This is a genomic window from Burkholderia sp. BCC1977 (genome assembly GCF_905339595.1).
Lineage (GTDB): Bacteria > Pseudomonadota > Gammaproteobacteria > Burkholderiales > Burkholderiaceae > Burkholderia.
In genome coordinates this window covers 18,179-30,847 of record NZ_CAJPGQ010000043.1, presented here as the reverse complement: position 1 = coordinate 30,847, position 12,669 = coordinate 18,179, and the positions used below count along the sequence as shown (strand labels likewise).

The 12,669-nt window shown below is 67.2% G+C and carries 13 protein-coding genes and 1 tRNA gene; 5 read left to right on the top strand and 9 right to left on the bottom strand.

Annotation, left to right across the window (positions count from 1 at the left end; all coding sequences use genetic code 11):
• Positions 1-109: 109 nt before the first annotated feature.
• Positions 110-1,159 carry a LysR family transcriptional regulator gene (locus U5771_RS27895; RefSeq protein WP_322026967.1) on the bottom strand — a complete coding sequence of 350 codons (1,050 nt, stop codon included), beginning with the start codon at positions 1,157-1,159 and terminating at the stop codon, positions 110-112.
• 426 nt (positions 1,160-1,585) lie between these two features.
• On the opposite strand from U5771_RS27895, the gene U5771_RS27890 reads away from it, so the two are divergent.
• Positions 1,586-2,599, top strand: a complete 1,014-nt coding sequence (locus U5771_RS27890; RefSeq protein ID WP_057924643.1) for a D-2-hydroxyacid dehydrogenase family protein — start codon at positions 1,586-1,588, stop codon at positions 2,597-2,599.
• Positions 2,600-2,648: 49 nt separating this feature from the next.
• On the opposite strand, the gene U5771_RS27885 is transcribed toward U5771_RS27890, so the two are convergent.
• Both U5771_RS27885 and U5771_RS27880 read right to left on the bottom strand, forming a co-directional pair.
• Positions 2,649-3,515 carry a patatin-like phospholipase family protein gene (locus U5771_RS27885; RefSeq protein ID WP_322026966.1) on the bottom strand — a complete coding sequence of 289 codons (867 nt, stop codon included), beginning with the start codon at positions 3,513-3,515 and terminating at the stop codon, positions 2,649-2,651.
• A gap of 8 nt (positions 3,516-3,523) precedes the next feature.
• The gene (locus tag U5771_RS27880) at positions 3,524-3,928 is read right to left on the bottom strand and encodes a PaaI family thioesterase (RefSeq protein ID WP_044847342.1); all 405 of its coding nucleotides are present in this window, start codon (positions 3,926-3,928) and stop codon (positions 3,524-3,526) included.
• Between the two features lie 191 nt (positions 3,929-4,119).
• Here U5771_RS27880 and U5771_RS27875 point away from each other — a divergent pair.
• Together U5771_RS27875 and U5771_RS27870 are read left to right on the top strand one after the other, a co-directional pair.
• Positions 4,120-4,195: transfer RNA gene (locus U5771_RS27875), tRNA-Lys, on the top strand.
• Between the two features lie 189 nt (positions 4,196-4,384).
• Entirely contained in the window at positions 4,385-5,434 is a 1,050-nt protein-coding gene (locus U5771_RS27870; protein ID WP_322026965.1) for a DUF3592 domain-containing protein, read from the top strand.
• A gap of 39 nt (positions 5,435-5,473) precedes the next feature.
• Here the strand turns inward: U5771_RS27870 and U5771_RS27865 are convergent, their stop codons facing one another.
• Positions 5,474-6,088 carry a CGNR zinc finger domain-containing protein gene (locus U5771_RS27865; RefSeq protein WP_322026964.1) on the bottom strand — a complete coding sequence of 205 codons (615 nt, stop codon included), beginning with the start codon at positions 6,086-6,088 and terminating at the stop codon, positions 5,474-5,476.
• A gap of 81 nt (positions 6,089-6,169) precedes the next feature.
• On the opposite strand from U5771_RS27865, the gene U5771_RS27860 reads away from it, so the two are divergent.
• The gene (locus U5771_RS27860) at positions 6,170-6,985 is read left to right on the top strand and encodes an alpha/beta fold hydrolase (protein WP_322026963.1); all 816 of its coding nucleotides are present in this window, start codon (positions 6,170-6,172) and stop codon (positions 6,983-6,985) included.
• Between the two features lie 29 nt (positions 6,986-7,014).
• On the opposite strand, the gene U5771_RS27855 is transcribed toward U5771_RS27860, so the two are convergent.
• The 3 genes from U5771_RS27855 to U5771_RS27845 are packed head-to-tail and all read right to left on the bottom strand — an operon-like array spanning position 7,015 to position 9,247.
• Complete coding sequence (locus U5771_RS27855; RefSeq protein ID WP_322026962.1) at positions 7,015-7,773, bottom strand: amino acid ABC transporter ATP-binding protein; 759 nt, start codon at positions 7,771-7,773, stop codon at positions 7,015-7,017.
• Positions 7,770-8,450 (bottom strand): amino acid ABC transporter permease, encoded by a 681-nt coding sequence (locus U5771_RS27850; protein WP_322026961.1) that lies wholly within the window; start codon positions 8,448-8,450, stop codon positions 7,770-7,772. The genes U5771_RS27855 and U5771_RS27850 overlap by 4 nt, the downstream gene beginning before the upstream one ends.
• 14 nt (positions 8,451-8,464) lie before the next feature.
• Positions 8,465-9,247 carry an amino acid ABC transporter substrate-binding protein gene (locus U5771_RS27845; protein ID WP_322026960.1) on the bottom strand — a complete coding sequence of 261 codons (783 nt, stop codon included), beginning with the start codon at positions 9,245-9,247 and terminating at the stop codon, positions 8,465-8,467.
• Positions 9,248-9,573: 326 nt separating this feature from the next.
• On the opposite strand from U5771_RS27845, the gene U5771_RS27840 reads away from it, so the two are divergent.
• The gene (locus tag U5771_RS27840; RefSeq protein WP_322026959.1) at positions 9,574-9,846 is read left to right on the top strand and encodes a hypothetical protein; all 273 of its coding nucleotides are present in this window, start codon (positions 9,574-9,576) and stop codon (positions 9,844-9,846) included.
• 90 nt (positions 9,847-9,936) lie between these two features.
• On the opposite strand, the gene phnY is transcribed toward U5771_RS27840, so the two are convergent.
• A complete protein-coding gene (gene phnY, locus U5771_RS27835; RefSeq protein WP_322026958.1) occupies positions 9,937-11,391 on the bottom strand; it encodes a phosphonoacetaldehyde dehydrogenase in 1,455 nt (484 codons plus the stop codon).
• 28 nt (positions 11,392-11,419) lie between these two features.
• Positions 11,420-12,658 carry a phosphonoacetate hydrolase gene (phnA, locus tag U5771_RS27830; protein WP_322026957.1) on the bottom strand — a complete coding sequence of 413 codons (1,239 nt, stop codon included), beginning with the start codon at positions 12,656-12,658 and terminating at the stop codon, positions 11,420-11,422.
• Between the last annotated feature and the right edge of the window lie 11 nt (positions 12,659-12,669).

Below are 12,669 nucleotides of genomic sequence, written 5' to 3'. Positions count from 1 at the left end.
CCCGTTGCACGCCGGTCAGACGGCTATAAAAAAACGCGGATCGATCGCTCGATCCGCGTTTTTTCTTGGTGCCTGGTGCCGGCCGTGTCCGTGCGCGGCCGCCGCGTCGTTACAGCGGCGACGGCACCGCGACACGTGCGCGCGACGAACGCGCAAGGCGCGGCTGCAGGTTCGGGTCGGTCGATTCAGGCGGCTCGGCACGCATCTCGACGCCGATCGGCGCAGGCGCCGCACCCTGCGCGGCCCACTGTTCGCCCATCATCGCGTCGGTCGAGTGGCTGAAATACTCGACGAGGTGGTCGATGAACGTGCGCACCTTCGCGGGCAGATGGCGCCGGCTCGGATACGCGATGTTGATCTCGACCTGCGGCAGCCGGAAATCCGGCAGCAGCCGCACCAGCGCGCCGCGCGCGATGTCGCTGCCGATCAGGTAGCTCGGCAGGATCGCGACGCCCATCCCGAGCAGCGCGAACTGGCGCAGCATCGCGGTATTGTTCGCGACGATCACGTTGGTCGGGCGTACGCGCACTTCGCCGTCCGGCCCCGTGAACACGCGCTCGTCGCCCCAGTATTCGGTCGGCAGGCTCAGCGCCGGGTGCGCGGCGAGATGCTCCGGATGGGTTGGCACGCCGTGCTTTTCCAGATAGCTCGGCGTCGCGCACACGGTCATGCAGCCCGTGGTCAGCCGGCGCGTGACGATGCTCGCGCTGCGCATCTGGCGCGTGACGACGATGCCGACGTCGAAACCTTCCTCGACGAGATCGACCTGGCGGTCGACCAGCGTCAGGTCCGGCACGACTTTCGGGAAATTCTCCGTGTACGACTGCAGGACGGGGGCAAGGTTGTGCAGGCCGAACACGACCGGCGCGACGATGCGCAACGTGCCGACCGGCTCGTGATTGCGCGCGACGACCATCTGTTCGACATCCTCGAGCTCATCGAGAATCTGGCGCGCCCGCTCCAGATAGACCTGGCCCGACTCCGTCAGCGAAAGGCTACGCGTGGTGCGGTTCAGCAAGCGCGTGCCGAGCCGGCCTTCCAGATCGGCGACGTGACGCGTCGCGACCGCGTTGGAGATATCCATTGCACTCGCGGCCCGCGCGAAACTGCCGAGATCCGCAACCTTGACGAACACGCGCATCGACTGCAAATGATCCATAAACGACTCCTGCCGCTGTTACAACTTCAAAAAGTTGAAGCAAATGCGTAATTCTCCTACGACAGCGGAAATGATGCAGAGTTGCTCAACAAGGCCCGGGTTGACGATAAAAATAGTCAAAAATCCTCACTCATCGCGAATGGATGATCCAATTATTCTGATTGGAGCAACAATTGGGTGAACCTCGTCGGGTAAGCGGCCGAATCAGGAAGGACGTGTTTGATGCGACACAGCAGCGCACCCCGCCCCACCCGGCGGGAGCGGCGCCGGATCAGGCCGGCGCCGATTGCGGCGGAGCGTAACAACCTGTTAAAAAGACACCACGACGTGCGCCGACGTAGCATCATGTCGGCCCCGGCCGGGCGGGACGGGTGCGCGACGTGCGCCGCCGCCGCTGCCGCTTTCAACGCGCGACTCCCGCTGACCATGAAAATTGCCATCCTCGACGACTACCAGGACGCCGTCCGCAAGCTGAACTGCTTCGAGATGCTTGCCGAGCACGACGTGAAGGTCTTCAACAACACGGTGCGCGGCCTGGGGCAACTCGCGAGCCGCCTGGCGGAAGTCGAAGCGCTCGTGCTGATTCGCGAGCGCACGCCGATTTCGTCGCAACTGCTCGCCAAGCTGCCGAACCTGCGCATGATCAGCCAGACCGGCCGCATCTCGAGCCACATCGACCTCGAAGCGTGTACCGACCGCGGCATCGCGGTGCTCGAAGGCACGGGTTCGCCGGTCGCGCCCGCCGAGCTGACCTGGGCGCTCGTGATGGCCGCCCAGCGCCGCATTCCGCAATACGTCGCGAACCTGAAACAGGGTGCCTGGCAGCAGTCGGGCCTGAAAACGTCGGCGCTGCCGCCGAACTTCGGCCTCGGCCAGGTGCTGCGCGGCCAGACGCTCGGCATCTGGGGCTACGGCAAGATCGGCCGGCTGGTCGCCGGCTACGGCAAGGCGTTCGGGATGAACGTGCTGATCTGGGGCCGCGAACATTCGCTCGAGGCCGCGCGTGCCGACGGCTACACGGCCGCCGAGAGCCGCGAAGCGCTGTTCGAGCAGAGCGACGTGCTGTCGCTGCACCTGCGCATGCACGACGACACGCGCGGGATCGTCAAGCAGGAAGACCTGATGCGGATGAAGCCGACGTCGCTGCTCGTCAACACGAGCCGCGCGGAGCTGCTCGAGGAAAACGCGCTCGTCAACGCGCTGTCGCACAACCGTCCGGGGATGGTCGCGATCGACGTGTTCGAGAGCGAGCCGATCCTGCAGGGCTACAGCCTGCTGCGGATGGAAAACGTGATCTGCACGCCGCACATCGGCTACGTCGAGCGCGAGAGCTACGAGCTCTATTTCAGCGCGGCGTTCCGGAACATCCTCGCGTTCGACCAGGGCGACCTGTCGAGCGTCGTCAATCCGGAAGCGCTGACGCCGCGCCGCGTGCGCTGACCGGCGCGGGCCGCGCTCGCCGCGCGGCCCCGTTTCTCCGTTCCCGCCTTCAGGCGGCCACGCGGCCGCCCGTCATCGCGTCGACGCGCGTGAGGAAATGCTCGCCGTCGCGCCGTCCGAGGTCGTATGCATGCCGCATCTGCGACGGACTCGTGTAATCCCAGCTCGAAATCGGCACCTTGCTCGACGGCTGTACATAGAGCCGCCGCTGGTCGCCGTGCGCGACCGTGAACATCTGCGGACGCGGATACAGCCGCGTGACGAGCACCAGCACGTCGCCCGGCGACGCGTCGAGCGCGCCGACCGGCACGTTGTCGACCATTCCGCCGTCGAGCACCGGCCGGCCGCCGCGGCGCAGCACGGGCGTGAACGGCGGTGTGCACGACGACTGCAGGATCAGGTCGGCGAGCTCCTCGACGCTCGTACACGACTGCGCGCGCACGAACTCGGGCCGGAAGCCGAGCGTGCGCCCGAGCGTCGGGTGCAGCGTCTTGCGCACGTACTTTTCGATGTTGTACGCGACGAGACCCGCAGCGACCGCGCTGCGCGCGCCGAGCCAGCGCGGCACGTGCGACACGCCGATGCGAATCTCCGGCGCGTCGGCAAGCTGCGGGAACGGCTCGCCGTAGATGTCGAGCAGCGCCTGACGGTAGATCCGGTAATGCGGAAACACGGGCTCGCGCCCGAACAGATTGCCCCAGTACGCGTTCTTGCGGTTGTGACGCAGCGCTTCCTCGTAATAGCGCATCACCCACTCGGCGTCGCGTGTATACAGCATGCAGGCAGTCGCCGCGCCGGCTGAGATGCCGGCGATCACGCGCGGGCGCAAGCCGAGCGCCGGCTGCGCGACGTCCCAGAAGCCGGCTTGCCACCAGCAGCGATTGCCGCCACCTGCGAAGACGATCTGGTCGAACATCGCGCCGCTCAGCTGACGAGCGCGTAGGTCGACGTCGCATGAACGGCCATCTTGCCGTCCTCGTCGAACAGCTCGACTTCGCCGAATACCAGGTTGCGGCCCATCCGCAGCACGCGCGCGGTGACGAGCACATCGCCCTTGCGCACCGGACGCATGAAATTCGTGTTCAGCGATACGGTCGTCATCGGCCGGAATTCGCCCAGCGCGGCCGAGATCGCGACCACCATCGCGGTGTCGGCCGCGGCCGTGAACACCTGGCCGCAGATGACGCCGCCCGAATGACGGAATTCGCCGGAAAACGGCAGGCGCATCGTGACGCTGTCGTCGCCGATCGATACGGGAACCAGACCGAGCGAGCGGACCCACGGGGCCAGCAGGCGATCCAGCAATTCGCGGACTGCGTTTTCGTCCATCTTCGAATGTCCAGAAAACGTTGCGCGACCGCCGCGCAACGGGTGTGGACGTCATCATACCGGGAGCGCGCCAACTGCGATGGCTCGTTACCGCGCCGACGGCCGCCGCAGCCGTGACGAAATATTTTGAGGAAATTCGCAGAAAGGGCTTGCCAAGGCTGAAATAGCCGGGCATAATCTTTCTTCTGTTGGGGGCGTTAGCTCAGTTGGTAGAGCAGCGGACTCTTAATCCGTAGGTCGAGTGTTCGAGTCACTCACGCCCCACCAGGAATTCCAAAGGCCGGTCAGCGCAAGCTGACCGGCCTTTTTCCATTTCCGGCGCCGCCCGGCTTCTCCCCCTCCTCGCGACAGGCCATCACATTGATGCCTCGCCCAGACACTTTCCGCTAAAATCGTCCGACAAATATCACACGACCGGGACGGCGATCGCCGTATCGCCGCCGGCACTGAGAGAGCATGGGACGTCAAACATGGAATCATGTGAGCGAGACGCGACCATTCAGAGGGCATGGTCACGCCGACAACGGCGCGCACGTCGAGTCGCGCCATCCCCCCGATCGCATCCGGCCGCGTCGCACGACGTACACCACGGATCCGGCCATGCCGCGTAAGGACGCGCTCGTCGCGCTCGCGCTCGGCGTAGCGCTGCTCGTGGTCGCCGCCATGCTCGCCGTCACCGCGAGCCATGCGGCCGGCGATCTGGTCCGCGCGCCGGGCACGGTCGTGCGCATCGTGCAGGACAGCGACGCGATGCGTGCCTACCGCCCGATCGTCGCCTACCTCGCGAACGACGGTCGCCGACGTGAAGTCGCCGGCAATACCGCATCGGTGGTCCCGGCGTACGACATCGGCGAAAGCGTGGACGTCCTGGTCGATCCGGCCCATCCGAACCGTCCCGCGCTGATCGACGATTTCACGCAACGCTGGTTTCCCGTCGCGGTGCCGGCACTGCTCGCAGTCGCGTCCCTTGCGATCGCCAGCCTGCTGTACGCACACGAGCGCCGCGGCCGGCAAGCCGACCCGCTTTCCGCACCGGCCGCCCGCACGACGGCCCGGCGCCGCTGGAACATCGCGATCGCGCTGATTCCGATCGCGATCGGCACCGGTTTCCTGGCCGGCGCCGGTGCTGCCGGGCTGCGCCAGTGGCAGATCGCCCGCCATTACGCGCACTCGACCGGCCATGTCGTCGAGATCGCCGAAACCGCACGCTCGTCCCGCACCCGCACGTCGCTCTATTCGGTGAGCGTCGCGTTCACGACCGACAGCGGCCGCCCGGTCACGTTCGCGCAAGGCTCGGCTTCATCGCATCCCGGGCTGTTCGAAGGCGAGGTGGTCAACGTGCTGTACGACCCCGTCACGCCCGAGCGCGCGGTCATCGACCGGTTCTGGGACCGCTGGGGGCTCACGGCGATCCTGTTCGCGATCGGCGCACCGTTCCTCATCGCCGGACTGTTCGTCGTCGGGGCGCTGTGGCCCGAGCATCGGTCGCACGAACTCGTCGAATGACGAATGCGGAGCCGGGCCGCCAACGCCGCGGCGCCCGCCTCACCGCTCCCTGAACGCCTCCACCTTCGCGCGGTTCCCGCACGTGCGCATGTCGCACCAGCGTCGCCCGACGCCGCGGCCGCGATCGACGAAGAACCACGTACATCGGCCGCACTGCCGCACACGCGCGAAATCGTCGCCGCGCAGCAGATGCTCGAACCCGAGCGCCGCCGCGTCGATCCAGCGCGACGCGGCGCGCGCATCGGGGCGCCACGCGAAGCGGCCATCGACCGAGTCGAAGGTGCTGCGCCCGATCGCATCGCGAATCGCCTCGGCGAGCCGCTCCGCCGCGCGCGCGCCGGCGCTGCCGCCTTCGCCCGCCGTCAGGTGCGCGAGCGCCGCATACGCCTCCTCGCGAAAACCATGCAGCGCGGCGAGTGCGTCCGCGCCGTCCTGCCGCGGATGATGCAGAAACCGCGCCAGGTCGGCCCCCACCAGCAATCCCGAGTTCCCGGCCCAGCCACGCACGGCCGCCCAGTCGACGAGCTTGTCCTCGTCGCGCGTCTTGCCCGTGTCGGCCACCGTGTTCAGGAAGTCGAGCGCCGGATGGCCGCCGACGAAATCGGCCGCGCCCCATGCATGCGCCAGTCGCGCAGGCTCGTGTCGAGTAACCATTTATTTCCACCTATCGGTTTCATATCCGGATGAACAGGCGTAACCTGTTAACCACCTAAACAGGTTAGCACGGAGGCGCCGATGCTCGAGCTCGCCAATCGCTTCATGTTTGAAGGTCACCGGATCGCGTGGGGCACGCTCGGCGAAGGGCCGCCGCTCGTGCTCGTGCACGGCACGCCGTTTTCATCGCAGGTGTGGCGCCGGATCGCGCCGTGGCTCGCGCGACGCCATCGCGTGTTCTTCTACGACCTGCTCGGCTACGGCCAGTCGGACATGCCCGACACGGACGTCTCGCTCGGCCGGCAGAACGTGCTGTTCGGCGCGCTGCTCGACGCATGGCATATTTCCCGTCCGCGCGTGCTGGCGCACGACTACGGCGGCGCGACCGTGCTGCGCACGCATTTCCTCGACGGCATAGCGTATTCCGACCTGACGCTCGTGAACCCGGTCGCGATCGCGCCACAAGGCTCGCCGTTCGTGCGGCATGTCGCGCAGCACGAAGCCGCGTTCACCGGGCTGCCGGCGTATGCGCATCACGCACTCGTGTCGGCCTATATCGGCAATGCGGCCGCACGGCCGCTGAGCGACGACGTGCTGTCGATCTACCGCTCGCCGTGGCTCACGCCGGCCGGCCAGCCGGCGTTCTATCGACAGATCGCGCAGATGCGCCAGCGCTACATCGAAGAAGCCGAGGCCCGCTATGCACCGCCGGACTTTCCGGTGCGCATCGTGTGGGGCGAGGACGACGCGTGGATTCCGCTCGAACAGGGGCAGGCGCTCGCCGATCGCATCGCGGGCGGCAAGCTGATCCGCGTGCCGCGCGCGGGCCACCTCGTCCAGGAAGATGCGCCGGAAGCGATCGTCGCCGCGGTGCTCGACGGACACGGACAGGCTTGATCGCCAACGCGGCCGCGTGGCGTCGCGCGTCAGAAGGCCGGCACGCCCTGCGCGAGCGTCGCGACGAACTTCGCGGTGCGCGGATCGTGCGGTCGCCCGAACAGCTCGCGCGATGCGCCGGCCTCGACGACGCGGCCATCGGCGAGAAACACCGCATCGTGCGCGACCGACGCGGCCAGGCGCAGGTCGTGCGTCGCCATCAGCATCGTCGTGCCTTCGCGCGCGAGCTGGCGCAACACCTCGACGACCTCGACTGACAATTCGGGATCGAGCGCCGACGTCGGCTCGTCGCACAGCAGCACCTGCGGCGACGGCGCGAGCGCGCGAGCGATGGCCACGCGCTGCTGCTGGCCGCCCGACAGCGTCGCGGGCCATGCGTCGGCCTTGTCCGCAATGCCGACCTTGGCGAGCAACGCGAGCGCCCGTTCGCGTGCCTGCTCGCGCGGCCAGCGCTGCACGGTCACGAGCCCTTCCATCACGTTCTGCACGACGCTCAGGTGCGGGAACAACTGGAAGTTCTGGAACACCATGCCGGTTTGACGGCGCACCGCGAACACGCGATCGCGCGACGGGCGGCGCCCCGCCGCGAAATCGATACGGGCGTCGCCGACCGTGAGCGCGCCCGTCTCCGGCACTTCGAGCAGGTTCACGCAGCGCAGCAGCGTGCTCTTGCCGCTGCCGGACGGCCCGATCAACGCGGTCACGCTGCCGGGCTGCAATGCGAGGTCGATCCCGCTCAGCACGCGCTGCGCGCCGAACGACTTGTCGATGCATTCGAGGCGGATCATCGCAACTCCGCGTGGAACAGCGCGTGACGGCCGAAACGGAGTTCGAGCCGGTGTTGCAGCGACGCGAGCACCGAGCTGAACAGCAGATAGATCAGCGCGGCTTCGGTATAGAGGATCAGCGGCTCGTAGGTGACGGCCGCGATGCGCTGCGCGGCCTGGAAGATCTCGGGCACGGTCAGCACGGCCGCGAGCGACGTGTCCTTCACGAGCGAAATGAACGAATTCGACAGCGCTGGCAGCGCGACGCGCGCGGCCTGCGGCAGGATCGCGCGACGCAGCGCCTGCGCACGCGTCATCGCCATCGAGTACGCGGCTTCCCACTGCCCTTTCGGGATCGATTCGATCACGCCGCGGATCACCTCGGCGTTGTACGCGCCGACGTTCAGCGAGAAGCCGATCACCGCGGCGGTCAGCGGATCGAGCACGATGCCGACGTTCGGCAACCCGTAGAAGATCACGAACAGCTGCACGAGCAGCGGCGAGCCGCGAAACAGCCAGATGTAGAAGCGGACGCCGGCCTGCGCCCAGCGCGGCCCGAACAGGCGCGCGAGCGCCGCGCCGAACGCGAGCAGCAGGCCGATCGCGAACGACGCGAGCGTGAGCGGAACCGTGAACACGAGCCCCGCCACCCGCAGGGGCCGCAGCGATTCCGCCATCAGGTGCAGCCAGGGCGGCATCGGTCAGCCTCGCGTCACGGCTGCGACACGTCGCGGCCGAAGTACTTCTGCGAGATCCTCGCGTAGGTGCCGTCGGCCTTGATGTCCGCGAGCGCCTGGTCGATCGCGGCCACCAGTGCCGGGCTGCCCTTGCGCAGCAGCACGCCCGATGCATCGCCGGCGCCGGTCGAGTCGGTCGCCGCGATCTTCAGTTTCGCGTCGGGCTTGTGCTTGCGGAAATCGAGGTACGACAGGGAATCGTTGATCGTCGCGTCGACGCGCCCCGCACTCAGCAGGTCGATCGATTCGTTGAAGCCCTGCACGGGCACCACGTCCGCGCCGTGCGCGGCCGCGAGCTTGCCGAAATTGCTCGTCAACGTGTTCGCGGATTTCTTGCCCTTCAGGTCGTCGAACGCGCGGATCGACGTGTTGTCCGCGCGCACGATCAGCACCGCGTGCGACGTGATATACGGCGTCGAGAAATCGTATTTCGCCTTGCGCGCATCGGTGATCGACACCTCGTTGACGACCGCGTCGTAGCGGTTCACGTCGAGGCCCGCGATCAGCCCGTCCCATTTGCCTTCGACGAACGCCGCCTTCACGCCGAGCCGCTGCGCGATCGCGCTCGCGATGTCGACGTCGAAGCCGGTCAGCTGGCCCGACGCGTCGTGATACGTGAACGGCGCATACGTGCCTTCGGTGCCGACCCGGAACACGCCGGCCGACTTGATCCGCGACAGGTCGTCGGCAGCCAGCGCGCCCGCGGCCGCGACGGCCTGCAGCAATGCGACGACCAGGATGGAGCGAAGGAATTTCATGGTGCGGACCCCGAACGATGGAAGGGAGTGGCCCCGCCGGCCCGAGCAGCCGCGCGAGCGGTCCGCGAATTCTACCGACGCATCGAAGCCCGGCAAAAACGCAAATCGGCTAACGATATGAGCGCGTCGAATAACGCGCCGGCCCGCCACGCTCATCCCTCGGATGAGATCCGCCGCGATGCGGCGCGGCAATCGTCCGACGATTCGTTACCGGCGGTTACAGAAGCGACACCGCGGTATCACCCATTCGGCATGCGCTACGTACCATGAAAGCAGGTGAACCTGTTGCTCGCGGGACCTGCCCCCACGAACGGAGTGAACGGCAAATGAAACGCATCCTGTTGTCCAGTGCCCTCGGCATCGCGACCGCCTGCCTGTCGGCAAGCGCGTTCGCGCACGCCGACATCGGCGTGTATTTCGGCGTGCCGGGGCCGGTGATCGAGGCTCCGCCGCCGGTCTACTACACGCCGCCGCCCGTCGTGTACGAGCCGGCGCCCGCCTATTACGGCCCGTACTACGGCGAATATCGCTACCGCCGCTACCGGCACGACAACGGCTGGCATCGCGGCTGGCGACATCACCGCGACGACGACGATTGACCGTCGCCTGGCGGCCGTCGCGGCCGCATCCCGCCAAGGGGACATTCCGCGCGCCGGCCGTCGAGCCGGCGCGTCCGCATCACACACCGCTCACCACGGCAGCGAATAGGTCTTCGTATTCGTGAAGCTCTTCATCGCTTCCTGCACGCCTTCCTTGTAGCCGAGGCCCGAGTCCTTCACGCCGCCGAACGGCGTCAGTTCGAGCCGGTAGCCCGGCACCTCGCGCACGTTCACGCTGCCGACTTCCAGCTCCGTGATGAAGCGCGTGATGCTGTCGAAGCGGTTCGTGCAGACCGACGACGACAACGCATAGTCGGTGCTGTTCGACATCCGGATCGCCTCGTCGATGTCGCGAAAGCGCATGATCGGCGACACGGGCCCGAAGGTCTCGTACTTCACGAGCGGCATGTCGGGCGTCACGCGATCGATGACCGTCGGTGAATACAGCGCGCCGTCGCGCACGTTGCCGACCAGGAGCCGCGCACCGCGCGCGATCGCATCGTTCACCTGCTGCTCGCAGAACTTCGCGGCCGCTTCGTCGATCACCGTGCCCATGTCGACCGACGGATCGGCCGGATTCCCGTAGCCCCAAGCGCGGGTTTTCTCGACGACCAGCTCGGTGAAGCGATCGGCCACCGCCTCGTGCACGAGCATCCGCTTGATCGCGGTGCAGCGCTGCCCCGAGTTCTTGTACGAGCCCGATACGGCGAGCGTGCTCGCCTCGTCGAGATCGGCGTCTTCCATCACGATGATCGGATCGTTGCCGCCGAGCTCGAGCACCGCGCGCCGGTAGCCCATCCGCGACGCGATCGACTTGCCGATCGACACGCCGCCGGTGAACGTGATCAGGTCGATCGCCGGGTTCGTGATCAGCTCGTCCGCGATGTCCTTCGGGTCGCCGGTAATCACCTGCAGCATCTGCGGCGGCAGGCCGGCTTCATACAGGATGTCCGCGAACAGATAGCACGACAGCGGCACCTTCTCCGACGGCTTCACGACGATCCGGTTGTTGGTCGCGACCGACGGCACCACCTTGTGCGCGACCTGGTTCATCGGATGGTTGAACGGCGTGATCGCGGAAATCACGCCGAGCAGCGGCTCGCGCTGCGTGTACACGCGGCGCTTCTTGCCGTGCGGCGTCAGATCGCACGAGAAGATCTGCCCGTCGTCCTTCAGCACTTCGCCCGCGCCGAACGTGAGCACGTCGGCCACGCGCCCGGCTTCATACGTCGAATCCTTGATGCACAACCCGGCCTCGGCCGTGATCAGCGCCGCGATCTCGGCGGTGCGCGCACGCACGATGTCGGCCGCGCGGCGCAGGATCGCCGCGCGCTCGTGGCGCGTGAGCGACGGCCGGTAGGCACGCGCGACCGCGAATGCGCGCCGCACGTCGTCGAGCGTCGCCTTCGGCACGGTGCCGACGAGCGCGCCGTCATACGGGTTGCGCACCTCGATCACCGCGTCGCGATGAATCTTTTCACCATCGATTCGCAGTGCTTCACGATGAAGCGCGCGAACCGCCGTCGATGCTGCAATGGCGTTCATGAGTGTCTCCCTGGCGGACGCGGACGCGTCACTGCAGATGGTTGAGCGCGATGTCGATGATGTCGAAGTTGCGCAGCCGCGCGCGGCCCGTGACGTCGGTCGCGACCGGCTTGCTGAAGATCAGCGGCACGATCTGCTCGGAGATCCCGCCGTGCGAGCGCAGCGGCACGTCGAGACCCGACAGGTCGTGCTTGATGCGACGCGTGCCGAGCACGACGTCCTGCTTCGAGATCACGATCAGGTCGCCCATCCGGTCGGGCGGCAACTCGAAGCGCGCGCAGCCTTCGGCACCCGTCAGCACGACCTCGATGCCGTCCACCGCGGCGAGGCGCGCCCGCAGCGCGTCGGCATCGGCTGAAGCCGGCACGTAGACGGTCGCGAACGAGCCGAGCGCGCCGTGGTGCACGACGTACGGATCGGTGATCGGCAGGATCACGCGCGCCGCGTCGTGGCCGAGCCATTCGTCGAACAGCTCCTGCAGGTAGATCACGTTCGGCTCGCCGGTCTCGCCGTCGTGCTTCGCGTTCATCCCGTGGTCGGCCGTGATCGCGACGATCGCGCCGAGCTCGTCGAGCCGCTTCAGGTAGGTGTCCATCATCTGGTAGAACGCGTTCGCGCCGTCGGTACCGGGCGCGCACTTGTGCTGCACGTAGTCGGTCGTCGACAGGTACATCAGGTCGATCGGGCGCGTCTCGAGCAGGCGCACGCCGGCCGCGAACACGAATTCCGACAGGTCCGCGCTGTACACGCTCGGCACCGGCTTGCCGACCAGCTCGAGCACGTCGTCGATGCCGTTTTCCTCGAGGCTCGCCTCGTCGGCCTTCTCCGACGAGAAACAGATGCCCTTGAGCCCCTTGCCGAGCAGGCGGCGCAGCTTGTCCTTCGCGGTGACGACCGCGACGCGCGCGCCCTGTTCCGCGAAGGTCGCGAGCACGGTGGGCGCGACCAGGTACTTCGGATCGTTCATCAGCACCTCGGCACCGGTGTCGCGATCGTAGAAGTAGTTGCCGCTTATCCCGTGGATCGCCGGCGGCACGCCGGTAACAATCGACAGGTTGTTCGGGTTCGTGAAGCTCGGCACCACGCACTCGCCCTTGAGCGCCGTGCCCGGCTTCAGCAGCGTGCGCAGGAACGGCGCGACGCCGGCCTCGGCCGCCATCTCGAGATATTCATAGGCGCAGCCGTCGACGCAGACCACCACCACGGGGCGGCTCATCCAGTTGTAGCGGCGGCCGTTCACTTCCACGGATACAGGCGTTTCAGTCATGACGTTCAGTC

What these genes read in the sequence shown, in the direction of transcription:
- U5771_RS27895 (WP_322026967.1), bottom strand. Translation starts at nt 1,159, where the DNA reads ATGGATCATTTGCAGTCGATGCGCGTGTTCGTCAAGGTTGCGGATCTC.
- U5771_RS27890 (WP_057924643.1), top strand. Translation starts at nt 1,586, where the DNA reads ATGAAAATTGCCATCCTCGACGACTACCAGGACGCCGTCCGCAAGCTG.
- U5771_RS27885 (WP_322026966.1), bottom strand. Translation starts at nt 3,515, where the DNA reads ATGTTCGACCAGATCGTCTTCGCAGGTGGCGGCAATCGCTGCTGGTGG.
- U5771_RS27880 (WP_044847342.1), bottom strand. Translation starts at nt 3,928, where the DNA reads ATGGACGAAAACGCAGTCCGCGAATTGCTGGATCGCCTGCTGGCCCCG.
- U5771_RS27870 (WP_322026965.1), top strand. Translation starts at nt 4,385, where the DNA reads ATGGGACGTCAAACATGGAATCATGTGAGCGAGACGCGACCATTCAGA.
- U5771_RS27865 (WP_322026964.1), bottom strand. Translation starts at nt 6,088, where the DNA reads ATGGTTACTCGACACGAGCCTGCGCGACTGGCGCATGCATGGGGCGCG.
- U5771_RS27860 (WP_322026963.1), top strand. Translation starts at nt 6,170, where the DNA reads ATGCTCGAGCTCGCCAATCGCTTCATGTTTGAAGGTCACCGGATCGCG.
- U5771_RS27855 (WP_322026962.1), bottom strand. Translation starts at nt 7,773, where the DNA reads ATGATCCGCCTCGAATGCATCGACAAGTCGTTCGGCGCGCAGCGCGTG.
- U5771_RS27850 (WP_322026961.1), bottom strand. Translation starts at nt 8,450, where the DNA reads ATGCCGCCCTGGCTGCACCTGATGGCGGAATCGCTGCGGCCCCTGCGG.
- U5771_RS27845 (WP_322026960.1), bottom strand. Translation starts at nt 9,247, where the DNA reads ATGAAATTCCTTCGCTCCATCCTGGTCGTCGCATTGCTGCAGGCCGTC.
- U5771_RS27840 (WP_322026959.1), top strand. Translation starts at nt 9,574, where the DNA reads ATGAAACGCATCCTGTTGTCCAGTGCCCTCGGCATCGCGACCGCCTGC.
- phnY (WP_322026958.1), bottom strand. Translation starts at nt 11,391, where the DNA reads ATGAACGCCATTGCAGCATCGACGGCGGTTCGCGCGCTTCATCGTGAA.
- phnA (WP_322026957.1), bottom strand. Translation starts at nt 12,658, where the DNA reads ATGACTGAAACGCCTGTATCCGTGGAAGTGAACGGCCGCCGCTACAAC.